Annotated in this window: 17 protein-coding genes and 1 pseudogene; 9 read left to right on the top strand and 9 right to left on the bottom strand. The window is 70.6% G+C overall.

The annotated features are described in order from the left end of the window. Positions 1-90: 90 nt before the first annotated feature. Complete coding sequence (locus C1I95_RS12785; protein WP_111214028.1) at positions 91-633, top strand: GNAT family N-acetyltransferase; 543 nt, start codon at positions 91-93, stop codon at positions 631-633. Positions 634-646: 13 nt separating this feature from the next. Here the strand turns inward: C1I95_RS12785 and abc-f are convergent, their stop codons facing one another. Next, positions 647-2,284, bottom strand: a complete 1,638-nt coding sequence (gene abc-f, locus C1I95_RS12790; protein WP_111214029.1) for a ribosomal protection-like ABC-F family protein — start codon at positions 2,282-2,284, stop codon at positions 647-649. Between the two features lie 283 nt (positions 2,285-2,567). Continuing rightward, positions 2,568-3,839: an APC family permease gene (locus tag C1I95_RS12795; protein WP_111214030.1), complete on the bottom strand. Its 1,272-nt coding sequence runs from the start codon at positions 3,837-3,839 to the stop codon at positions 2,568-2,570. A gap of 70 nt (positions 3,840-3,909) precedes the next feature. On the opposite strand from C1I95_RS12795, the gene C1I95_RS12800 reads away from it, so the two are divergent. After that, positions 3,910-4,932, top strand: coding sequence for a GlxA family transcriptional regulator (locus tag C1I95_RS12800; protein WP_111214031.1), 1,023 nt, complete (start codon positions 3,910-3,912; stop codon positions 4,930-4,932). After that, positions 4,929-5,444: a GNAT family N-acetyltransferase gene (locus C1I95_RS12805; RefSeq protein ID WP_111214032.1), complete on the top strand. Its 516-nt coding sequence runs from the start codon at positions 4,929-4,931 to the stop codon at positions 5,442-5,444. The genes C1I95_RS12800 and C1I95_RS12805 overlap by 4 nt, the downstream gene beginning before the upstream one ends. A 23-nt stretch (positions 5,445-5,467) precedes the next feature. Here C1I95_RS12805 and C1I95_RS12810 read toward each other — a convergent pair whose 3' ends face one another. After that, positions 5,468-6,223, bottom strand: a complete 756-nt coding sequence (locus tag C1I95_RS12810; protein ID WP_111214048.1) for an NAD(P)-dependent oxidoreductase — start codon at positions 6,221-6,223, stop codon at positions 5,468-5,470. A gap of 78 nt (positions 6,224-6,301) precedes the next feature. Beyond that, positions 6,302-7,162, bottom strand: a complete 861-nt coding sequence (locus tag C1I95_RS12815; protein ID WP_111214033.1) for an NAD(P)H-binding protein — start codon at positions 7,160-7,162, stop codon at positions 6,302-6,304. Positions 7,163-7,266: 104 nt separating this feature from the next. Here C1I95_RS12815 and C1I95_RS12820 point away from each other — a divergent pair, with 104 nt between their 5' ends. Beyond that, positions 7,267-8,085 carry an AraC family transcriptional regulator gene (locus C1I95_RS12820; RefSeq protein WP_199523727.1) on the top strand — a complete coding sequence of 273 codons (819 nt, stop codon included), beginning with the start codon at positions 7,267-7,269 and terminating at the stop codon, positions 8,083-8,085. 28 nt (positions 8,086-8,113) lie between these two features. On the opposite strand, the gene C1I95_RS12825 is transcribed toward C1I95_RS12820, so the two are convergent. After that, positions 8,114-8,830, bottom strand: a complete 717-nt coding sequence (locus tag C1I95_RS12825; RefSeq protein WP_111214034.1) for a TetR/AcrR family transcriptional regulator — start codon at positions 8,828-8,830, stop codon at positions 8,114-8,116. Positions 8,831-8,945: 115 nt separating this feature from the next. Here C1I95_RS12825 and C1I95_RS12830 point away from each other — a divergent pair, with 115 nt between their 5' ends. Together C1I95_RS12830 and C1I95_RS12835 are read left to right on the top strand one after the other, a co-directional pair. After that, a complete protein-coding gene (locus C1I95_RS12830) occupies positions 8,946-9,929 on the top strand; it encodes an NAD(P)-dependent alcohol dehydrogenase (RefSeq protein ID WP_111214035.1) in 984 nt (327 codons plus the stop codon). 351 nt (positions 9,930-10,280) lie between these two features. Continuing rightward, positions 10,281-11,597, top strand: coding sequence for a hypothetical protein (locus tag C1I95_RS12835; RefSeq protein ID WP_111214036.1), 1,317 nt, complete (start codon positions 10,281-10,283; stop codon positions 11,595-11,597). Positions 11,598-11,662: 65 nt separating this feature from the next. On the opposite strand, the gene C1I95_RS12840 is transcribed toward C1I95_RS12835, so the two are convergent. Beyond that, complete coding sequence (locus C1I95_RS12840) at positions 11,663-12,409, bottom strand: Crp/Fnr family transcriptional regulator (RefSeq protein ID WP_111214037.1); 747 nt, start codon at positions 12,407-12,409, stop codon at positions 11,663-11,665. Positions 12,410-13,365: 956 nt separating this feature from the next. Here C1I95_RS12840 and rph point away from each other — a divergent pair. Further along, the gene (rph, locus tag C1I95_RS12845) at positions 13,366-15,963 is read left to right on the top strand and encodes a rifamycin-inactivating phosphotransferase (protein ID WP_111214050.1); all 2,598 of its coding nucleotides are present in this window, start codon (positions 13,366-13,368) and stop codon (positions 15,961-15,963) included. Between the two features lie 312 nt (positions 15,964-16,275). Here rph and C1I95_RS37220 read toward each other — a convergent pair. Continuing rightward, a pseudogene (locus tag C1I95_RS37220) lies at positions 16,276-16,734 on the bottom strand (class I SAM-dependent methyltransferase); the annotation flags it as partial. Between the two features lie 90 nt (positions 16,735-16,824). Between C1I95_RS37220 and C1I95_RS12855 the strand changes: the two are divergent. After that, positions 16,825-17,232: a nitroreductase family deazaflavin-dependent oxidoreductase gene (locus C1I95_RS12855; RefSeq protein WP_111214038.1), complete on the top strand. Its 408-nt coding sequence runs from the start codon at positions 16,825-16,827 to the stop codon at positions 17,230-17,232. 169 nt (positions 17,233-17,401) lie between these two features. Here C1I95_RS12855 and C1I95_RS12860 read toward each other — a convergent pair whose 3' ends face one another. Both C1I95_RS12860 and C1I95_RS12865 read right to left on the bottom strand, forming a co-directional pair. Beyond that, positions 17,402-18,334 carry a GNAT family N-acetyltransferase gene (locus C1I95_RS12860; protein ID WP_111214039.1) on the bottom strand — a complete coding sequence of 311 codons (933 nt, stop codon included), beginning with the start codon at positions 18,332-18,334 and terminating at the stop codon, positions 17,402-17,404. A gap of 220 nt (positions 18,335-18,554) precedes the next feature. Next, the gene (locus C1I95_RS12865; RefSeq protein ID WP_233513636.1) at positions 18,555-19,745 is read right to left on the bottom strand and encodes a PucR family transcriptional regulator; all 1,191 of its coding nucleotides are present in this window, start codon (positions 19,743-19,745) and stop codon (positions 18,555-18,557) included. Positions 19,746-19,889: 144 nt separating this feature from the next. Between C1I95_RS12865 and C1I95_RS12870 the strand changes: the two genes are divergently transcribed. Beyond that, on the top strand, positions 19,890-22,133 hold the full coding sequence (locus C1I95_RS12870) for an aminotransferase class III-fold pyridoxal phosphate-dependent enzyme (protein ID WP_111214040.1): 2,244 nt from the start codon (positions 19,890-19,892) through the stop codon (positions 22,131-22,133). Positions 22,134-22,136: the final 3 nt, after the last annotated feature.

The following is a 22,136-nucleotide window of genomic DNA, read 5'->3' on the forward strand; positions in this document are numbered from 1 at the left end:
GGACACGGGCGCGGACACGGACACGGGCGCGGACACGGGCGCGGGCGCGGGCGCGGGCGGGCCGAGGACACGGGCGGGGAGAATAGGGCGGTGACCCCGCTCGTCATCCGCAACCGCAAGCATTCCGACCTGCCCGGATGCGTCGACCTGCTGGCCGTCGTGCACGGTACGGACGGCTATCCGCTCAACTGGCCCGCCGATCCGTACCGCTGGTTGTCCCCGCCCGAGCAGCACCACGCGTGGATCGCCGAGGCCGACGGCGCAGAGGTGGTCGGCCACCTCGCGGTGCACCATGCGCTGCCGGAAGATGGCGAGGCCGGGGCGGCGGAGGTCGCCCGGCTGTTCGTGGCACCCGCCTTCCGCCGCCGCCGGGTCGGCACCGCCCTGCTCCGGCAGGCCCGGCGGTGGGCCGCCCGGCATGACACCGACCTGACGTTGGAGGTCGTCGACCACCAGCGGTCGCCAGCCGTCGCGCTGTACGAGCGCGACGGCTGGCGACACACCGCGACCGTCGCCGCCGGCTGGACCGCCCCGAACGGCGCTCCGGTCACCCTGCGGCGCTACGTCGTCGCCTCCGGCGCCCCGGAGCCCGCCGACAGCACGGCCGAACACCGGACAGCCGGTCACCCTTGACCGGGAGAGGCCCTCATCCGGCGTCGGGTGCGGGAATCTCGCGCAGAGTGCCGCCGTCGAGGCGCAACCACCGTTGCACGCCGATGTCGTGCAGGAAGCGTTCGTCGTGGCTGACCACCACGAACGCTCCCCGGTATGCGTTCAGCGCGTTCTCCAACTGGCCGGCGCTGACCAGATCCAGGTTGTTGGTGGGCTCGTCGAGCAGCAGCAGGTGCGGCGCCGGCTGGGCGTAGAGGACGCAGGCCAGCGTGGCGCGCAGTCGCTCGCCGCCGGAGAGGACGCCGACCGGCAGGTGGGCGCGGGCACCCCGGAACAGGAACCGGGCCAGCAGGTTCATCCGCTCGGCCTGCGGGCGCTCGGGGGCGTACGCGGCGAGGTTCTCCGCCACCGTACGGTCGAGGTCGAGCAGGTCCAAGCGCTGGGACAGGTAGGCCACCCGGCCGTCGGCCCGGCGTACCTGCCCGCTGTCCGGTTCGAGGTCGCCGTGCAGCAGGCGCAGCAGGGTGGACTTGCCGGCGCCGTTGGGCCCGGTCAACGCGATCCGCTCCGGGCCTCGGATGGTCAGCTCGACACCGTCTGCGGCGAACAGCGGCAGGTTGCCGTGCCGCACCTGCAACCGCTGGCCCTCGACCACGGTCCGGCCGGCGGGTACGTCGGTCTCCGGCAGTTCCAGCGTCAGCGTCTGGTCGTCCCGTAGGGCCCGGCTGGCCTCGTCGAGCCGGCCCTGCGCGTCGCTGACCCGGCTGGCGTGCGCCTGCTGGGCCCGGCCGGCCGACTCCTGCGCGCTGCGCTTGAGCCCACCGGCGACGATCCGGGCCAGGCCGGCGTTGCCGAGGTTGCGGGCGGCGTTGCCGGCGCGGCGTTCGGCCCGCTCGCGGGCCTGCTGCATCTCCCGCTTCTCCCGCTTGACCTCCTGCTCGGCGCTGCGCACGTTGCGCTCCGCCACCTCCCGGGACGCCCGCGCCGCCTCCTCGTACGCGGTGAAGTTCCCGCCGAACAGGCGCAGCTGGCCGCCGTCGAGTTCGGCGATGCGGTCCATCCGGTCCAGCAGCATCCGGTCGTGGCTGACCAGCAACAGGCACCCGGACCAGTTTTCCAGCACCGAGTACAGCCGGTGCCGGGCGTCGATGTCGAGGTTGTTGGTCGGTTCGTCGAGCAGCAGGACGTCCGGGCGGCGGAGCAGTTGCGCGGCCAGCCCGAGGGAGACCACCTGACCGCCGCTGAGGGTGTGCAGGGGCCGGTCCAGAGCGACGTCGCCCAGGCCGAGCCGGTCGAGTTCGGCGCGGCTGCGTTCCTCGACGTCCCAGTCGTCCCCGATTACGGCGAAGTTCTCCTCGCTGGCGTCGCCGGATTCGATCGCCCGCAGCGCGGCCAGCGCCGGGGCGACCCCCAGCACCTCGGCCACGGCCAGGTCACCGGCCAGGGGCAGGTTCTGCGGCAGGTAGCCGAGCACGCCTTCGACGGTCACGCCGCCGCCGGTGGGGGTCAGCTCACCGGCGATCAGCCGGAGCAGGGTGGTCTTGCCGGCCCCGTTCGGCGCGACCAGACCGGTGCGGCCGGGCGGCACGGCGAAGGAGAGGTCCCGGAACACCGGGGTGTCATCGGGCCAGGAAAAGTACAGGTTGGTGCAGACGACGCAGACTTCGGACATGACAGAGAGACCTCGGGAAGGAAGCCGGGGACGCAACCGGCGCCCCGGTCAGGCAGACAGGGCTACGACAGGAGGGGCCGCCCCGGCACCGGCCGGCTGGCGGTGGGACCGCTCACCCCGAGATGTCGTCGTCCCCCGTCAGCATGTCGCGCTCCTCGTACCCGGATCGCGCGGTTGATCCGCGCCGGGCCCAGCGTACCAACTCCCGCGCGTCGCCGGATCGGTCCGCGCGGCCGACGGCGGGTCGGACCTCGCTGGAGTGGTCACGGCTCAGGACGCGGGCTCAGCCGCGACCGGCGCCGCGTAGCCGGAGGTAGAGCAGGGCCGCCCCGGTGACCGCCACCGGCCAGATCAGGTAGACGCCGGTCATGACCAGCAGGAACAGCACCACGCCGATGGTCGCAGCGGCGGCGTACCAGGCCCCGCTGCGCCGGGGCAGCAGCCGCAGTGCCGCCGCGACGCCGATGACGTAGACGGTGATGAAGGAGCCGGTCGCGAGCAGGACCAGCGGCCGGGTGCCCAGCCCGGCGGCGACCACCAGGGCCAGGGCCAGGAACGCCAGGGTGGCGGTGACGGCGAGGCTGCGCCGGGGTACCTCGCCGGCCATGCTGCCCCGGGTGAGCCAGCCGGGCAGCGCCCCGTCGCGGCCGAGCGCAGCGCCGAGCTTCGCCGCGCCGGCGTAGTAGGCGTTCATCGCGCCGAAGGTGAGCAGCAGCGCCGCCCCGGCGGCCAGAAAACGGGCGTCGCCGCCGAGCGCGACGGCGAACAGCTCACCCAGCGGCGCATCTGCCCCGGCCGCCGCCGACCCGAGCACCGCGACGGTCGCCAGAGCCACTCCCAGGTACAGCGCGCCGACCACCACGACCGCCGCGGTGGTGGCCCGCGGCAGGTCGCGCGCCGGTCGGCGGAACTCGCCGGTGAGGTGGGTGATCGCCTCCCAACCGACGAAGCTCCACATCAGCAGTGCGGCGGCCGGGCCGATCGCGGTCCAGCCGTGCGGGGCGAACGGCCGGAGGTTGCCGGCGGAGGCGTGCGGCAGGGAGAGCAGCACGGCCAGCAGGAGGAAGGCGACCAGGATGCCGGCCAGGGCGAGCTGCACCCGCCCGGCCAGCTGCACGCCGGCGTGGTTGGTGACGGTGACCGCGGCCATCAGCAGCACGGCGGTGACCGCCACGGTGGCCCGGCCGCCGCCGATCGCGGCTTCGACGTACGCGCCGCCGAACAGCGCCGCCGCGGTGGCGCCGGGCGGCACCGCGAAGTAGAAGCACCAGCCGACGACGGCCGCGGCCCGCGGCCCGAAGGCCATCCGGGCGTACGTCGAGACGCCGCCCGCGTCCGGGTAGCGGGCACCGAGCGCGGCGAAGGTCGCCGCCAGCGGGGCGGAGAGAACGACGAGCAGCAGCCAGGCGAGCAGCGACGCGGGGCCGGCCGCCTCGGCCGCCAGCGCGGGGAGCGCGATCACCCCGGTGCCCAGTACGGCACCGACATAGAGCGCGGTGCCCTGGGCAGCGGTCAGCCGACCGCGGGCCACCGACGCGGGTTGGGTCTGAGTCATGGGATCACCGTCGTCGGGGACGGCCGGAGGGGACAGCCGGATTGGCGCCGAGCTGCGTTAGATTCCTGCCATGCGTTCGCACGTCGTCGCGGTGGCGGTGACCGACAACCTGCCGATCTTCGAGCTGGCGGTGCCGCAGGAGGTGTTCGGCACGGACCGGCGTGACATCGCCGACCCGTGGTACGAGATGCGGCTGTGCGCGGCCGAGCCCGGCCCGTTGCGTACCACCGGGGGTTCCTGGCTCGACCCGGCGTACGGCCTGGACGATCTTGTCGAGGCCGACACGGTGCTGGTGCCCGGCTGCGCCCGCCCGACCCAGATCGATCCGCCTGCCGGTCTGGTCGAAGCGTTGCGGGTGGCGCACGCCCGGGGCAAGCGCATCGTGGGCATCTGCACCGGCGCGTACGCCATCGCCGCGGCGGGGCTGCTCGACGGCCGCCGCGCGACGACGCACTGGATGAACGCGCAGGACTTCGCGGCCCGGTTCCCGCTCGTCGACCTCGACCCCCGGGTGCTGTACGTGGACGAGGGCAACATCCTCACCTCGGCGGGTACGGCCGCCGCCATCGACCTGTGCCTGCACCTGGTGCGGCAGGACCACGGTGCCGCGGTGGCCCACGAGGTCGCCCGGCGGATGGTGGTGGCACCGCACCGCGCCGCCGATCAGACCCAGTACCCGGCACCGCCGGTGCGCGGCGTCTCCCCCGCCGACCTGGGCCCGGTGCTGGAGTGGGCACGCGGCCGGCTCGACCAGCAACTGTCGGTCAACGACCTGGCCCGTGCGGCGAACCTGAGCCCCCGCACCCTGGCCCGGCGGTTCCGCGACACCCTCGGCACCACGCCGTTGCAGTGGCTGCTGGAGCAGCGGGTGAGGCTGGCGCAGGAACTACTGGAGACCACGGACGACCCGGTGGAGCGGATCGCCCACCGCACCGGCTTCGGTACCGGGGCCAACCTGCGCCAGCACTTCGGGCGGATCAGCGGGATGACCCCACAGACCTACCGGCACGTCTTCCGCTTCCGGGTCGCCACGGCCGCGCGGCGCACGAGCCTGCCCCGGCCGACGCCGAGCGGCTCGCCCACCCTCCGATGACGACGAGCCCGCCCCGGCCGGTGCTGGCGCCGATGACCGACGCCCACGCCCCGGCCGTGCTCGACATCTACCGGCACGGGATCGCCACCGGCAACGCCACCTTCGAGACCGAACCGCCCACCTGGGACCACTTCACCGCCACCCGCCTGCCCGGGCACCGCTGGGTCGCCCTCGACCCCGCCGACCCGGGCGCCGTGCTCGGCTGGGTGGCCTGCGGCCCGGTCTCCGACCGGTGGGTCTACGCGGGAGTCGTGGAGCACTCCGTCTACGTCCACCCGGACGCGCAGGGGCGGGGCGTCGGGCGACTCCTGCTCCAGGGACTGATCGACTCCACCGAACAGGCCGGGATCTGGACCATCCAATCCGGGGTCTTCCCCGAGAACACCGCCAGCCTCACCCTGCACCACGCCTGCGGCTTCCGCACCATCGGCACCCGCGAACGCCTCGGCCGCCACCACGACCGCTGGCGTGACGTCGTCCTCATCGAACGCCGCAGCCCCACCATCGCCTGACAGCGGCTCTGCCACGAACCGAACTAGGCCACGTCGCCGGAGGGTGAGGTCGGGTTGCCAGCAGGCTCGGCGGCTCGACCATCGCCGGCGTGGCCCAGCGCGCTGGGCGAGAGCCGCCCGACGATCGCTGGCGCCTCGTGGACGAGCGTGTCGTCGGTGAGTGCCTCCACCATGAACAGCGCGTAGTCCACGCGCCGCGTCAGGTTGCTCACGAGGATCGGATCGCCGACATGGCGGCTCCACACGGGAAGCCCCTGGCTCTCGCCCTCCTCGAGGTCGCTCCCCCGGACGACGGTCCACCGCCGGTTGCTGGCGAAGACCCGCCGACCCGCCTCCACCTGGTCGTCGATCTCGACAGCGCGCACCAGGCGAGCCAGCCAGGTGACGATCCGGACGCCCGCCCTGAACCTCCAGGAGTATTGGTCCTCGCCGTCCCGGCTGACGTGCCAGCCACACGAGAAGACCAGGCGCGCGTCGGGGTCGGCGTGGTCGAGCACCGCCTGCGCCGTGCCCGACGAGTACTGCTGCACCCCCCAGGGAACCAGCACAGTCAGCACGCCGTCGCACCCGGCGACCGCCTTCCGGATCACCTCCCGGTCGTTCGTGCGCCCCGGAACGATCGTGATCCGGTCCGCGTACGCCGCGAGCTTCGGGACGCTGCGCTCGCGACACACGCCGACGACCTCATAGCCGCGGTCCAGCGCGTGCCGAACCATGTACTGCCCGAGCTTCCCCGAGGCCCCGACGATGCATACCTTCCGCATCGGGTCCGTGCTCATATCCCTCTCCTGCTCTCGCGCCGCCAATCCGACTTACAATGTAAGGCGCACCCACAAGCACCTTCGCGACCGTTGTTGTCACCGGGCGCCGGTGAAGGCTTCTCGATGACGCTGCGCCCAACTCCGGAAGGTCGCGGGAGGACGTCCGAGCACCCTTTCCACGTCGTCGGTGACGATGGCGTTGTGCCCGGCGCGTGCCCAAGCGGAGCCGATGACGGTGGCTTCGACGGCTGCCGAGGGCATTCCCGAGGCGAGCAGTTGCTGACGTGCGACGGCCGGAGAGAGGTCGGCGGTGACGACGGGGCGGCCGATGACCTGGGCAAGTTGGGTCGCCTGGTCGGGCAGGCGAAGCAGTTCCGGACCGGTGAGGGTGTACGTCTTGCCGGCATGGGCGGAGTCGGTGAGTGCGGCGACCGCGACCGCCGCGATGTCGCGGGGATCGATGACGCCCTGCTGGCCGTCGCCGGTCAGGTTGGGCACGGACTGACCGGCGCGGATAAGGCTCGCCCAGTGGAGGCAGTTGGCGGCGAAGCTTGACGGCCGCAGCACGGTCCACGCCAGGCCGCTGGTGCGGACGGCGTGCTCAGCCGCTTGGTGCCAGGCGCCGACGGTTGCGGCGCCGAATCGTTCACCTGTGCCGATCGCGGAAAGCTTCACCACCGAGGTGACCTCTGCCGACCGGGCAGTCGCCAACAGCGCCAGATCATGATCCGGCGTCGGTGTCGCCGGCGCGGTGAGCAGGAACACGGTGCGCACGCCGATCACCGCGCGGCGCAGGGAGTCGGGGTCGTCGAAGTCAGCTCGCACCACGTCGACATCGGGCGGCAGCGCGTGCCCGGGTCGGCCCCGCGTCATCGCACGAGCGCGATACCCGCCCTGCTGGAGGAGTTGCACGACGTGTCGGCCGACAGTGCCGGAGGCGCCGGTAACCAGGATCATGGGTGTCACGGTTGCAGGACCGTCCCAGCCGGGCCTAGGAACTTTCGGCACAGCTTGATCGGGCTGCCAGGTTCGGGTCCGGGCCGCGACGTACGGTCTGAACCGTGGAACGCGATGAGTTGCTCAGCCCGGAGGTGGCGAGGGCGCTTCGGCCGTGGTTCTCCAGGATCACGCTCGGGGCGCAGCCAGTGATCCACGATGCTCCGGCCGCACTGGAGCAGCCCGATCATGCCACCACCCTGGCGTGGCGAGCGGGTTCTGCCGATCCATACGACGTCGTGATCATGGGGCCGCGGACACGGGCCAGGTACTACGTCGAGCGACCGGATCGGAACTGCCTCCAGTTGCGTTTCCGGCCCGGTCGGGCCGCTGACCTCTTCGGTCTTCCCCTTCGAGCTCTTGCCGACCGCGCTGTCGCCGCCGCAGAGATCGACAGCGAGTCGTTGCGGGCCTTCGTAGGGCTGATCGCCGACGGCGACTCGCCGCCCGCCCCGGAGTCTCCCCCGGCACGACTCCGGTCGCTGGCCCGAGCACTGCCGGTCGTCCTGGCGACGCCTCCCGACCGCGATGGTCTGCGCAGGCGCATCGTCACGGACGCAACGGCGATGCTGTCCGCCGGTGACGGCTTGCCACACACGCCCGTCAGCCTTGTCGCTCGGCACCTGAACGTCAGCGAACGGCACCTCCGCACGGTCTTCATCGACGGTATGGGCCTGACGCCACGTCAGTTCGTACGCATCGATCGTGTTCGTCTGGTGCTCGCCCGGATCAGCCAGAAGCTGCCTGAGCTGGCCACCGACGCGGGCTACTACGACCAGTCACACATGGGCGCCGATTTCCGGCGGATCATGGGCGCGACCCCATACGCCTTCGCCATGCGACGCTGGCCGGCCATCGAGGCGTGCAAGGCGGATGCCAACTGATCGGGAAGGGCCTTACCCCGTGAGGTCGTCAGCCGGGCCGGCGCGACGACGTCCAGCTTTGCTGGTGCAGTCGTTCGATGCCGTCGAGCAGCAGGTCCAGCGCGAACTCGAACTCGAACTGGTCGTCGCAGCCCTGCCCCACGACCGACGCGTCGTCGTGGGACGCGGCCGTGGCGATCTCCGCGAGGTGCGGGAACCGGGTCGCGACCTCCGGTGGTAGGGCGGCCGGCGGTTCCGGGTTGGACGCACCGGACCGGCCGGCGTTCCGGGCGGCGTCGAACAGCTCCTGACTGAAGCCCAGGATCCGACTGCCCATCGCGTGCATCACGTGGTGGGCAAGGTTGGCGGAGAACCCGCCGGCCCGGATCGTCCCGACCATCGAGTCGAGGTACGCGAGGACGGCCGGCGTCGCCATGTTCCGCGACTCGATCGCGAGCGGCGCCCAGGGGTGGCGCAGCAGCACCTGCCGGGCCGAGAGGATGCGTTCGCGGACCGTGTGCTTCCAGTCGGCGTCGGGCACCGGCGGGTCGATCTCGCTGACGACCACGTCGATCATGCCGTCGAGCAGTTCGTCCTTGTTGGCCACGTGCTTGTAGAGGGCCATCGGCACGACGCCCAGATCCTGGGCGAGGTTGCGCATGCTGAGGGACTCGATCCCGGTCTCGTCGGCGAGCGCGACGGCGGCGCGCAGGATCCGGTCCCTGCTCAGCGGCGCCCGGCGCAGCACTTCAGCCTGCTCAGCCATCTCGGTCCTCGTCTTTCCTGCGGCGGTTAAGACCATAACCGCCTTGACAGGTGTACGGCGTACACCTACATTCACTCACATGAGGTGTACGCCGTACACCCAGAGGGGAGGGAAAATGAAGGCGATCGTCCAGGACCGGTACGGCCCGCCGGAGACGCTCACGCTCGCGGACGTCGACGCGCCGGTGCCGGCCGCCGACGAGGTGCTCGTGCGGGTCGAGGCGGCCGCGCTCAACGCGTACGACTGGCATGTCATGCGGGGCGATCCCCGGATGGCGCGGTTGGCCCTGGGCCGAACGCGGCCCCGGGCGCGCATCCGTGGCCGCGACTTCGCCGGCCGGGTCGAGGCCGTCGGCAGCGACGTCCAAGGGGTACGCCCGGGCGACGCCGTCTTCGGTGATCTCGGCGACGCCAACGGCGCGTTCGCCGAGTACGTGTGCGTGCCCGCGACGATGGTCGCGCCGAAGCCGGCGAACCTGACGCCGCAGCAGGCCGCCGCCCTGCCGCTGGCCGGTGTCACCGCACTCATGGGACTGCGCGACGTCGGCCAGGTCCAGCCCGGCCACCGCGTCCTCATCAACGGCGCCTCAGGCGGCGTCGGCACCCTGGCCGTCCAACTGGCGAAGGTGCTCGGCGCGACCGTGACCGGGGTGTGCAGCACCCGCAACGTCGACCTGGTCCGCTCCCTCGGCGCCGACCACGTCGTCGACTACACCCGCGACGACTTCACCCACGACGCCCGCCGCCACGACGTCGTGTTCGACCTGGTCGGCAACCGCTCACTCACCGCGCTCCGGCGGGCACTGACGCCGACCGGGACCCTGGTCCTCTCCGGGGGCGGCGTGTACGGCGGCGGCAGTCTCCTCGGACCGGTCTGGCTCCTCGCCCGGGGGCGGCTGCTGGCACCCTTCGTCAAACACCGCATCGTCGCACTCACCGCGACACCCAGCCGGCAGCACCTCGACACGCTCCGCACCCACGCCGAGTCCGGCCACCTCACCCCGGCCATCGACCGGAGCTATCCGCTCCACGAGGTGCCCCAGGCCATTCGGTACCTCGAAGGTGAGCACGCCCGGTCCAAAGTGGTCATCACCATCTGAGGTCAACCCCGGCGGCGGTCGAGCTCCCGCCCGGCGGCGAGTTCCGGTGACCATCCTACCGATCGGTGTATGTACATAAGTGAGCAGACGATCACTCGCGCGGCAGGCATCGTTGTCCTCTCCGATATCGCGAGGAGGTGATGTCATGAAGAAGCTCACGGTGCGCCGGCTGGAGTCGGTGAAGACCAGCGCTGTCGCTGCTGCGTGCGTTGTCTCCTGACGGTGATGCCCCACGCGAAGGCCGGCACCCGGATGGCAACTCCGGGTGCCGGCCTTCATCGACCCCGCCTGCCAAATGAGCGAAAAGGACGACGAACCATGGCCGGCTATCCGCCAGACACACTTGTCAGAGTGCGCCCCTTCGACCACCGGCCGGAGGGCGACGCCGTCATCATCGGTGACCTCGAACGGCAGGTGTTCCTGTCCATCCCCACTGAGGGGCTGGACCTCCTCCACTCGCTGGCCGCCGGCAAATCGGTGGGCGAGGCGGTTCGCCTGTACGAAGAGAAGTACGCCGAGACGCCCGACATCACCGACTTCCTGGACGCCCTCGGCGACGAGGGCTTCGTCGAGATCGACGAGAAGGTCGCCGCTGCCGTCGCCGGCCCGGTCGCCCCCGCGATTCCGGCTCGCAAACCCCGGCGGAGTTGGAGCCTGAACTGGATCAGCCCGACTGTCGCCCGCCGTCTGGTCAGCCTCCCGGTGATGATCGCCTGCGTCCTGATCGTCGCGGCCGGGGTGTACCTCGTCGTGGACGATCCAGATCTGCTGCCGACGCCCGGCGAGACCCTGCTGTTCCCCATCCACTTCGCGGCCCTGACCTGGGCGACGTTCATCCTGACGCTGGTCGGGGTCGCGATCCACGAGGCCGCTCACATGATCGCGGCGCGTGCGGCCGGCGTGCCGTCGAGGCTCGTCATCGGCAACCAGCTGTACATCCTGGTGGTCCAGACCGACATGAGCGGCATCTGGTTGGCACCGAAACGCCAGCGCTTCGTCGCGTTCATCGCCGGCACGCTCATCGACGGGGTACTCGCCTCGTCCTTCGTGCTCGCCCTGTGGGCGAATCGGCACGGCTACCTGCAGATGCCGGAGTGGGCCGCGCTGCTGCTGACGGCGCTGTTGTTCACGTACCTGGTCCGGATCATCTGGCAGTCGTTCCTGTTCATGCGTACCGACGGCTACTACATCGTCGCCACGGCCCTCGGCTGCCGGAACCTGATGTCCGACACCGAGGACTTCCTGCGCAACCTGGTGCTGCGGCGCAAGTCCCGGGTGGACCAGTCGGGGGTGCCGAAGCGGGAGATGCGGATCGTCCGGTGGTACTCCCTCGCGTGGCTCGGCGGGCGCCTGATAGCGCTCTTGATGCTGGTCTTCGTCGGTATCCCACTCCTGTGGGGATTCCTGTACCAGTTCATCCTCTTCGTCACCGGCCAGGATTCCATGATGGGATCCATCGACTTCTTCACCGTCGCGGTCATCGGCGTCCTCCTCGACGGTGGCGGCCTGCTGCTGTGGGGGCGCAGCCTCTACCAGAGCGCGCGGGAGCGGCGCCGCCGGCAGGCCATCCGGTCGGATCGAGCCAAGGCGCGAGCGGCAATGCCCGCAGCACCGGCGAACGCCGGGGCGCTCGCGGCGCCGGCCGTGGAGCCGAGCGGCCAGCAGTGAGCCTCTCCGACTCCCCTTGCCGCCGGTCGCGGCCGCAAGGGGAGTCGAGGGCGTGGCAGGCGCGCTCACCCGGCCGGGGGCAGCCCCATACGTTCCATGATGTATCCGACGATGATGCGGGGGTTGGCGACGATCGCCCCGCACGACGATTTCCGGATCATCTTGCGATCGGTGAAGCGTTGCAGGAACAGGCCGACGCGGGACCGGGTCGTTCCGATCATCGCCGCGTAGTCCTCGTGGCGGAGCTTCAGCCCGATCCGAACGTCCTGGCCGGTGCTCGTGCCGAAGCTCTGTGCCAGGTCAAGCAGGCACATCGCCAGCCGAGCCTCGCTGTCGGAGATGGCATGCTGCAACAGCAGCGATCGGTGCCGGCGGGCTTTCAATATTTGACTGTGCTGCCACACGTCAAAAACGTTCGCGTCCCGTAGGAGGCTGTGCAGAACGGTGCTTTCCACCCCGATTAGTTTCGTCGCCGTTACGGCGGCGGGAGTGTATTGACTCGGCATGCCGGGAAGCGAATCCTCGCCGAAATACTCGTTTGTCGACAACACATCAAGGATGGTTCGGCGCCCGGTCGGAGAATAATGCTCCAGACAGACCGCACCACTTTCGATCAGATAGACGCGGCCGTCGGTCGCGCCGGGCTGGTGCAGCAGTTCGCCGCAGGCGAGTTCGACCCGGCGGGTCGGCACGGCAGGCGAGTGGAGAGTGGGCTTTATGCCCTCCATCAGACGAACAGTGAGCTCGGATCCTCGCGGCACGAGCATGTCGTCGAGGACGCTCGCGACGGTCCGCGTGCTGGTCATGGTCATCGCTTCTCTCACCGTTCAGAACCGCCGTCAGCTCGGTACCGGCAGCGAGAACGCGGTCTTCGGACCGGCGGTGGCGCCGCGGGCGTGGGCAGCCGGCGACCCGCTCCGCAGGGCCTCGACGACTGGCACCGACCAGATCGGAAGAGAGCGCGCGAGAGACTCTGAGTACGAATTTTGTCATGGCCGGCGTGAATTGCGGGAGGCCCGCCGGTGGGACCTGGGCAAACCGTTTCGAGGTTCACCGATGCCGCTGCCGCTGCCGTTGCTTGCTGCTGCTGTCAGCTCGGCGACAATCAATGCCGCCCCGTGGTTCGGTCGGTGTGCTCAGTGTCAGACACACAGCGGTCCCCCCAGGAATCCGTGCCGGACTGCTAATGATCTTGATTTCTGTTCCTGTTACGCTAGCGAGTAGCCCGGCCTTTCGTCTGTCGCGCGTTTAACCCGCACCCGCGAACCGAACGGTTCCTCAAATATGGCCACCCGGTCAGGATCCGCCGAATCCGGCGAGTACATCAGTCAATGGGAATGACAGCCCATCCATCGCGCTCAGTGCAATTCGGGCGATAGGAACAAATCGGCTGGCCTCTGGCACCGCAGCGGCCAGCAGTGCGAGGGGATCGATCCCGACGCCCGAGGCAGCCGCGGTGAGTGCGTCGGGAGACGCTCGACAGCACGTCGCCGAAGTCCCGGTTGCTCGGCCGGATCATCTCGGCCGCGGCGATGATGGACTGACCGACGATCGCGCTGGCCAAAGCCCACCCGGTTGAGGTGGCCGTGGCCACCGGCGTCCGGAAAGGCAAGGAGGTCTCGCCCCCTTGCCACTTCCAACGTATAGCGCACCGGGGGGCTTGCGGCAAGACCCAGGTCCTGCCGCAGAATCGGCGGCCGGACGCAGCACCGACGAGAAATGGGGACACGACGTGGCGAGGAAGCACGGCTGCCCCGGCGGCGTCGCGATGACCGAGCCGTCCGTGTTGGATCTTCAAGAGGTTGACGAGACGCAGGTCGCGGTTGTCGGCGGCAAGGCCGCGCACCTGGGCGGGCTGTCGCGGATCGAAGACATCCGCGTGCCCGCCGGGTTCTGCGTGACGACGGCCGCCTTCCGGCGGATCATGGCGGAAGCGCCGTCGATCGACGATCGGCTCGACCAGCTGTCGCGCCTGCCCCTGGATGACCGGGAGGCGATCCGCACGCTCAGCGCGGCGATCCGCCGGACCATCGAAGAGATTGCCGTCCCCGACGATCTGGCGGCGGCGATCACCCGCGCGCTCGCCCAGCTCGGCGAGGAAGCCGGATACGCCGTGCGATCAAGCGCGACGGCAGAGGACATGCCGACGGCCTCCTTCGCGGGCCAACAGGACACCTACCTGAACGTCGTGGGGCCGACCGCGATCCTCCAGCACCTCAGCCGGTGCTGGGCGTCGCTGTTCACCGAGCGGGCCGTGACCTACCGCCTGCGGAACGGCTTCGACCACCGGAAGGTCCACATGGCCGTGGTCGTGCAGCAGATGGTCTTCCCGGATGCGGCCGGCATCCTGTTCACCGCCGACCCCGTCACGGGCAACCGGAAGGTCGCCACCGTGGACGCCAGCTTCGGCCTCGGCGAGGCCCTGGTCTCCGGCCTAGTGAACCCGGACGTCTTCAAGGTGCGCGACGGCGAGGTCGTCGCCGAGGCGGTCGCCGTCAAACAGCGTGCCGTTCACGCCCTGCCGGCTGGCGGGACGCAGGAAGTGGCGATCGACCCGCAACGGCAGGAGCAGCCGGCGCTGACGGAGGCGCAGGTCGTGCGGCTCGTGCAGCTCGGGCGGCGGATCGAGGCGCATTTCGGCTGCCCGCAGGACATCGAGTGGTGCCTGGTCGACGACGACTTCCAGATCGTGCAGAGCCGGCCGATCACCACGCTGTTCCCCGTCCCCGCGGCCGGCGACCGGGAGAACCACGTCTACCTCTCCGTTGGTCATCAGCAGATGATGACCGACCCCATGCGGCCACTGGGGCTCTCCATGTGGCAGCTGACGGCCATGGCGCCGATGCATGAGGCCGGCGGGCGGCTGTTCGTCGACGTCACCCGGCACCTGGCCGCGCCCGCGAGCCGCGCGGGCCTCCTGGAGATGGCGGGGAGGTCCGATCCGTTGACCAGGGACGCGCTGGAGACCGTCCTCGACCGCCGCGACTTCGTCCCGGCGCTTCCGGACGGCGGTCCCGGCGGGCCGCCGGCCGGTGGCGGGGCCACCACGGTCGAGACGGATCCGGCCATCGTCGCCGAGCTGATCGAGCGTAGCCAGGCGTCCATCGCCGCCCTGCGGCGTGACATCCGGACGAAGACCGGGCCGGCGCTGTTCGACTTCCTGCTGGCGGCCATCCAGGAGCACAAGCGGGTCCTCAGTGATCCATTGAGCATGCAGGCGATCATGGCGGGGATGGAGGCCACCTGGTGGCTCAACGACCGGCTGCGGGAATGGCTGGGCGAGAGGAACGCGGCCGACACCCTCACGCTGTCCGCCCCCGGCAACGTCACGTCGGAGATGGGACTGGCGCTGCTCGACGTCGCGGACGTTCTCCGCCCGCATCCGGAGGTGGTCGCGTTCCTGCAAGGCGTCGAGGACGAAGGCTTCCTGGACGAGCTGCCGAAGCTCGCGGGCGGGGCCGAAGCGCGCGACGCCATCGAGGCCTACCTCGACCGGTACGGCATGCGCTGCGTCGGCGAGATCGACATCAGCAGGCCGCGTTGGCGGGAACGCCCCACCACGCTCGTGCCCGTGCTCCTCGACAACGTCAGGAACTTCGAGCCGGGCGCCGCCAAGCGGCGCTTCGAGCAGGGACGGCGGGCGGCGCAAAAGAAGGCGCAGGAGGTGCTCGAACGCCTGCGGGCACTGCCGGACGGGGAGCAGAAGGCCGACGAGACCAAGCGGATGATCGATCGGGTTCGGACCTTCATCGGCTACCGCGAGTACCCGAAGTACGGCATCGTCAGCCGCTACTTCGTCTACAAACTGGCCTTGCTCGACGAGGCCGAGCGCCTGGTGCAGGCCCATGTGCTCGCCGAGAAGGACGACGTCTTCTACCTCACGTTCGACGAGTTCCACGACGTCGTGCGTTCGCACCGGGTGGATGACCAGCTGATCCAGCAGCGCAAGGACGCGTTCAGGTCGTACCAGGCGCTCACGCCGCCCCGGGTGCTGACATCGGACGGCGAGGTCATCGCCGGGGCGTACCGACGCGACGACGTGCCGACCGGGGCACTGATCGGCCTACCGGTCTCCGCCGGGACCGTCGAAGGGCGCGCCCGCGTCATCCTGGACATGGCCCAGGCCGATCTCGAACCTGGTGACATCCTCGTCACGGCCCACACGGATCCGAGCTGGACGCCCCTCTTCGTCGCCATCGCGGGCCTCGTGACCGAGGTCGGCGGTTTGATGACACACGGCGCGGTCATCGCCCGGGAGTACGGCCTGCCGGCTGTCGTCAGCGTGGTGGATGCCACCCGACTGATTCCCGATGGGCAGCGGATCCGCGTGCACGGCAGCGACGGGTACGTCGAGATCCTGCGTTGACCGACCACTCACCGTGGGGCCCGCCAGGTTCACGAGCGAGAACACGATGAAGGCGGGAGTGATCGACCGGCGTTCCGCGACGTCTGGGTAGCGTTCGCGCATCCGCGCTGACGGTCGCGGTTCGTGGATGCGTTCGACCAGGAAGCCGCCGTCGCGGAACTCGTCGCAGGTCACGTCCAGCGGTTGGCGCCAGTACGTGACTTCCCACCCCCTGTTCCAACGCTCCCGCAGCCTCTCCACCGTGAAGTAGCTCCCTCCTGAGCGGAGCCAGTCGCCCATGGGATGGTTGGTGGACACGACGAGCCGGCCGCCGGGCCGCAGCACCCGGGCTATCTCACGCAATGCGCCGACCCGATCATCGAGGTGATGGAGCACCAACGGCATGACCGCCACGTCGAACTCGCCATCACGGGCCCACGCCATCGGGGTATGCAGGTCGTGCTGACGGAACTGGACCGGGCCGCGTACCCGCCCGTTCGCCAACCGCACCATCGTCGCGCTGGCGTCCACGCCGACGACCCGGCGCGCACCACGGACCACCAGTTCCTCGGCGTACAGTCCCGGTCCGCAGCCCACGTCAAGCACCGCGAGGTCGCGCACACTGCCCAGGACCGAAAGCACCGCCGGCCGATCGTAGTAGGCGTTGTACGCGCCACCACGAGCGTGCTCGAGGAACTCCTCGGCGAAGGCGTCGTACATGCTGACATCGGACTGGCGACTCTCGCTCATCGAGCCATGCCTACCAGCTCTCGTCCCGCCTGTCGCCCACATTCCGCTGGCGTCGGCACTGCCGCTGACGCCGCGGCCGAGACTGTCAGTATCGTGGTCAAGGAGCCGGTGCGCGGGGGGCGAGGAGAGGTCATGAGCGACTGGAATGACAAGATCATCGTTGAGTTTCGCGCCAACGGTGGGCAGGTGGGCGGTCCGTTCGCTGGCGCGCCGCTGCTGCTGTTGCACACGGTCGGCGCCAAGAGCGGCCAGCCTCGCGTGAACCCGATGATGTACCAGAAGGTCGACGCCGGCTATGCCGTGTTCGCGTCCAAGGGCGGCGCTCCCACCAACCCCGACTGGTACCACAACCTGCTCGCTCAGCCGCAGGTCCAGGCGGAGATCGGTACGGGCAAGGTCGAGTTGGTCGCCAGAGTTGCCGCCGGAGACGAGCGGGAGCGGATCTGGAGCGCACAGAAGGCCGCGTATCCCGGCTTTGCCGACTACGAGCGGAAGACCACCCGCCAGATCCCGGTCGTCGTGCTGGAACCGGCGCCGTAGGCGGAGGCGGCAACCCGGCTTCTCGGCTCGTACCTATTTCCGCTTGGATTGACCAGTGGACAGCGCGCGGGGCTGGCGCGGCTTGCTCGTTCGCACACCGCGCCAGCCAGGGAGCGCCCGACAGCAACCCGAGTTCCCTGCGGAGTGGCTCAGGTCCAGCGCCCAGTGTTTATCGCCAGGTCATGTCGATCTGGCGCTCGAAGGTGACGTAACCGGCGCGGGCGAAGGCTGCCGCCATCGGCGTGTTGCCGACGTCGGTGGCTGCCCGGATCCGCGGTACGTTCTGGGCTGCGAGCAGCCTCGTACCCGTGGCCAGCACCTCGTGGATGTAGCCGTGGCCGCGGTGCGCGGGCAGCACCGCGAGGTACGCGATGATCGGGTTGTAGCCGTTGTGCGCCGGGATGACGAACCCGACTGGTTCTCCGTCCGGCAGCGTCGCGATCCGCCACCACTCGTGCGGGCTGGCGTAGCGTTCGAGTTCGTCGTGGTACTGCGCCTGAGCGGCCTGGCGGGCGGTCATGCGGGTCAAATCGTCGCGACTGTGCGCGTCGAGGGTGCCGTCCAGCACGCGCGCCATCAGCTCGATGAGCTCGCCCGCGTTGCGTACCGGCCGGAAGGCGAGCCGCCCGCTGGGCTCGGGGATGGGCGTGCCGGGTCGCCATTCCAGGCGCAGCCGTTCGACGAACAGCTTGGCGCCGACACGTTCGAGCGCGCCCATCCGGTCGTCGACGACCTGACGCGTGTGTTGGTGGTTGCGCCAGTCCGCCGGGAGAAGTCGGCCGTACTCCGGGGATGTCGCGCCGGCCGGGACCACGACGGGCAGCGCGGCCTCCAGCAACCGTACGCCGTCGTCGATGTCACCGTCGATGTCGAAGATGTCCATCAACAGTGGGTGCTCGTCCCCGGGGCGTGACCACCAGCCGGCCCGGGCCACCACGCGATCACCACGCAGGGCTAGCCACAGCCAATGCGGGCGGCGACGACCGACCGACAGGTCATTGGCAATCTCATCGTTGAGGACGTAAGGCAAACGGTTGAACAGGTCCAGCTCGTCAGGCCCGGTGATCGGGCGCAGGGTCAGGTCATGCTGGTGCAAGGTCAAGGCAAACTCCGTCTGGAAGCGCCCGCCCGCTCCGGGTACCCGCTCAGCTGGTCACCCGGGAGGACACGAGCGCGGTGTGCGTGGCGTACATCGCTCAGCCCTCCTTCCGTGTCGGTTCGGCCGCCAGTTCTACCGGGCGCCGCCGATGACCGCAACGCATTAACCAACCGCCCAACGGGTTGTGCAGGCGCTGAAGCCAAGGAGTGGCGGCCGGCACCACCTAGCCGCGCCCGCCGCTCGGTGCCGGGCCGCCGAGCTGGCTGGCGAGCACGACCAGGAGTTCGAACCGGGCGGCCGGGTCGTCCAGGTCGGAGCCGCAGAGGTCGCGAAGGCGTTTGAGGCGGTAGCTGACCGTCTGCGGGTGGACGAACAACTCGGCGGAGACCTCGGCGCGGGATCCCCAGTGCCGCAGCCAGCTGTGCAGGGTCACCAGCAGGTTCTCCCGCTGCGCCGGGCGCAGGTCGGCCAGCGGCGCCAGCCGGCGGGCGGTGAGCACGGCCAGCGCGCCCGGTTCGCCGCGCAGGGTCAGCGGGATCAGGTGGTCGTCGACGAAGACCGGGCCCGGGTCTGGCCCGACCAGCCCGGCGGCCAGCTCGGCGAGGCGGACCGCCGCCGGCACCTGCGGCCAGCCCAGCGCCGGGCCGACCACGGCCCACCGCCCGGCCAGCGCCTCGGTCAGCGAGGCACGGGTGGCCCGGGGGCCGGCGCGCAGCAGCAGCACGGCGTCGCGTCCGCGTTCGAGGACCGGGCCGTCGGCGCCGAACCGGAACCGCGCGTCGCGGGCCTGGTCCAGCGGCAGCAGGACGGGCACCACCGTTTCGAGGTCGGGCCAGCCGATCCGGGCGGCCGCCGCCTCGACGGTGCTGGGCATGCCGTCGCCGCGTAACAGCAGCTCGGCGAGCTGGCGGCGGCGGTCGCCCTCGCCGGCCTGCTCGCGCAGTTGGAGGGCGTACCCGTCGGTGGCCGCCGCGGCCAGTTCGTCGACGTACGCGGCGACCGCGTCGGACAGGTCGATCAGTTCCTCGGTGTCGACCGGACGCAGCCGCGCCAACGACTGCGACGCCGTGCGCAGCAGCAGCCGCGCGGCCATCCGCAACGCGGCCAGCAGCGCCTCCGGTCCGCGTTCCTCCCGTGCCTCGGCGGCGCCCAGCGCGACGAAGACCTCCCGGAAGCGGGGCGGCAGCGCGGGCTCGTCGGTGCCGACCAGGTCGAGGAAGCGGTCGAGCGCGACCTGGACTGCGGTGCGTACGTCCCGGGCGAGCTTGTCGTCGGCGATGGTGGCGAAGGCCGGCGTGGCCTCGGTGACCGCCAGCGCGACGGCGGCCACGGTCGCGGGCAGGTGCGGGCGCATCGCGGTGGCCAGGTCGGCGGGCAGGCGCCGCCAGGGGGCTGCGGACACGGGCGCGCTCACCCGGCCGATTTTGTCACGTCGGGATAAGAAAGCCCCGGATTCTCGCTGCCGGCGGGAGGGTGTTTCGGTCGGACCCGCCGCGCGACGATGGACCCCCGTCCACGGCTGCTCGGGCGCTCGTGGGCTCGACCGAGGGAGCGCGCCGTGCAGCACCGCCTGTCCCGTCAGCACGTGGTCGACATGTGCCGCACGATGCTCGCCCGGGGCTATCTCAAGGCGACCGAGGGCAACGTCTCGGTCCGGGTGCCCGGGCACCGGCTGTACGCGGTGACCCCGAGCAATTACGACTACGACCGGATGCGGGTCGAGGACGTCTGCATCGTCGACTTCGACGGCAATCATGTGCCCGACGGCTCCGGTGCCGACCTGAAGCCGTCGATCGAGTGCGGGATGCACGCCAACATCTACCGGGAACGGCCGGACGTCAACGCGATCGTGCACACCCACCAGCCGTACGCCTCGGCGTTGGCCTTCCTGCGCAAGCCGATCCCGGCGCTCACCGACGAGCAGGTGCGTTTCCTGGGCCGGGAGGTGGCGATCGTCGACTACGCACCGTCGGGCACCGGGTTCCTGGCCCGTAACGTGCAGAAGAAGGTGGCCGGCGGGGACAACGCGTTCATCATCGCCAACCACGGGATCGTCGCGCTGGGCACCGACCCGGACCGGGCGGTGTTCAACATGGCGCTGCTGGAGAAGGTCTCCATCGCGTACCTGCTGGCGCTGACCAGCGAGGCGGGGAAGGTCTACACCATCCCGGCCGCGATCCGCGAGATCGCTTTCGGCAAGCTGCGGACCGACGAGAAGCGGATCGCCGCGCAGATCACCGAGGCGGTGGAGCCGGTGCGGGTGCCGGCCGACGAGGAGTTGCCCAGCGCCGACGCCGCCGATCTGGCCACCGCCGGCGTCGGGCCGGAGGAGGCGCCCGGTGCCGAGTCCGCCCGGCTCGGGTACGCCATCAGCGAGTATCCCGACGTGGACGACGTGATGCGGCGGCTGAAGGCGCTGACCGCGCAGCCGGTACGCGGGCTGCGCCACGACGCGATGCTCGACGTGCTGAACTACTTCGACACCAAGTGCCGGGCCAGCAAGGAGATCACCGACCGGGCCAAGCGGCGCATCCCCGGCGGGGTGCAGCACAACCTGGCTTTCAACTACCCGTTCCCGCTCGCCGTCGACAAGGCCGACGGCGCCTACCTGGTCGACCGCGACGGCAACACCTACATCGACTTCCTCCAGGCCGGCGGCCCGACGATCCTGGGCAGCAACCACGCTCCGGTCAACGAGCGGGTCGCCGAGGTGGTCCGCGACTCCGGGCCGGTGACCGGGCTGTTCCACGAGTACGAACTCAAGCTCGCCGAGATCATCCACCGGTACCTGCCGCACGTGGAGATGTACCGGTCGCTCGGTTCCGGCACCGAGGCGGTGATGGCCGCGGTACGCGGGGCCCGCGCGTTCACCGGCAGGAAGATGGTGATCAAGGTCGGCGGCGCCTACCACGGCTGGTCAGACACCATGGTCTACGGGCTGCGGGTGCCCGGCACGTACCGGATGAACGCCAAGGGCATCCCGTTCGGCGCCACCAGCCGCACCCGGGAGGCGTTCCCGCACGACCTCGGGCAGCTCAAACGCAAGCTGGTCGAGAACCGGCTGCGCGGCGGCACGGCCGCGGTCGTGGTCGAGCCGGTCGGCCCGGAGTCGGGCACCCGCCCGGCGCCGCGCGACTTCAACGCGAAGGTACGCGAGCTGTGCGACGAGTTCGGCGCACTGCTCGTCTTCGACGAGGTGGTCACCGGTTTCCGGCTCGGAATGGGCGGCGCGGCCGGGTACTTCGGCGTCACCCCGGATCTGACCGTGCTGGGCAAGGCGGTCTCCGGCGGGTACCCGATGGCCGGCGGCGTCGGGGGCCGGGCCGACGTGATGGCGGTCTTCGGCTCCGGGCTGGACGGCAAGAGCGGCGCGCACATCCAGGTCGGCGGGACGCTGTCGGCCAACCCGCTGTCCTGCGCGGCCGGCTACTTCGCGATCGAGGAGATGGCCCGCACCAACGCGCCGGTGATCGCCGGTCGGGCCGGTGACCGGCTCACCCGTGGCCTGCAACGACTGGTCGACAGGTACGGCCTGCCGTACGTCGCGTACAACCAGGGGTCCATCGTGCACCTGGAGTGCAGCGGGGTGATGCTGCTGGACACCCGCAGCCCGCTCAAGCTGCTGCGGGAGAACAAGACCCGCAAGCGGCTGATGGAGCAGATGGGTGCGGCGTACACCGCGCACGGCATCATCACCCTGGCCGGCTCGCGGATGTACACCTCGATGGCCGACACCGACGAGGTCATCGATGACGCGCTCGCCCGGTTCGACCGGGTCTTCGCGCTGGTCGAGGGGGTCTGAGCC

The sequence above is a fragment of the Micromonospora craterilacus genome, from assembly GCF_003236315.1.
Taxonomy (GTDB): domain Bacteria; phylum Actinomycetota; class Actinomycetes; order Mycobacteriales; family Micromonosporaceae; genus Micromonospora; species Micromonospora craterilacus.

What these genes read in the sequence shown, in the direction of transcription:
- abc-f (WP_111214029.1), bottom strand. Translation starts at nt 2,284, where the DNA reads ATGTCCGAAGTCTGCGTCGTCTGCACCAACCTGTACTTTTCCTGGCCC.
- C1I95_RS12795 (WP_111214030.1), bottom strand. Translation starts at nt 3,839, where the DNA reads ATGACTCAGACCCAACCCGCGTCGGTGGCCCGCGGTCGGCTGACCGCT.
- C1I95_RS12800 (WP_111214031.1), top strand. Translation starts at nt 3,910, where the DNA reads ATGCGTTCGCACGTCGTCGCGGTGGCGGTGACCGACAACCTGCCGATC.
- C1I95_RS12805 (WP_111214032.1), top strand. Translation starts at nt 4,929, where the DNA reads ATGACGACGAGCCCGCCCCGGCCGGTGCTGGCGCCGATGACCGACGCC.
- C1I95_RS12810 (WP_111214048.1), bottom strand. Translation starts at nt 6,223, where the DNA reads ATGAGCACGGACCCGATGCGGAAGGTATGCATCGTCGGGGCCTCGGGG.
- C1I95_RS12815 (WP_111214033.1), bottom strand. Translation starts at nt 7,162, where the DNA reads ATGATCCTGGTTACCGGCGCCTCCGGCACTGTCGGCCGACACGTCGTG.
- C1I95_RS12825 (WP_111214034.1), bottom strand. Translation starts at nt 8,830, where the DNA reads ATGGCTGAGCAGGCTGAAGTGCTGCGCCGGGCGCCGCTGAGCAGGGAC.
- C1I95_RS12830 (WP_111214035.1), top strand. Translation starts at nt 8,946, where the DNA reads ATGAAGGCGATCGTCCAGGACCGGTACGGCCCGCCGGAGACGCTCACG.
- C1I95_RS12840 (WP_111214037.1), bottom strand. Translation starts at nt 12,409, where the DNA reads ATGACCATGACCAGCACGCGGACCGTCGCGAGCGTCCTCGACGACATG.
- rph (WP_111214050.1), top strand. Translation starts at nt 13,366, where the DNA reads ATGACCGAGCCGTCCGTGTTGGATCTTCAAGAGGTTGACGAGACGCAG.
- C1I95_RS12855 (WP_111214038.1), top strand. Translation starts at nt 16,825, where the DNA reads ATGAGCGACTGGAATGACAAGATCATCGTTGAGTTTCGCGCCAACGGT.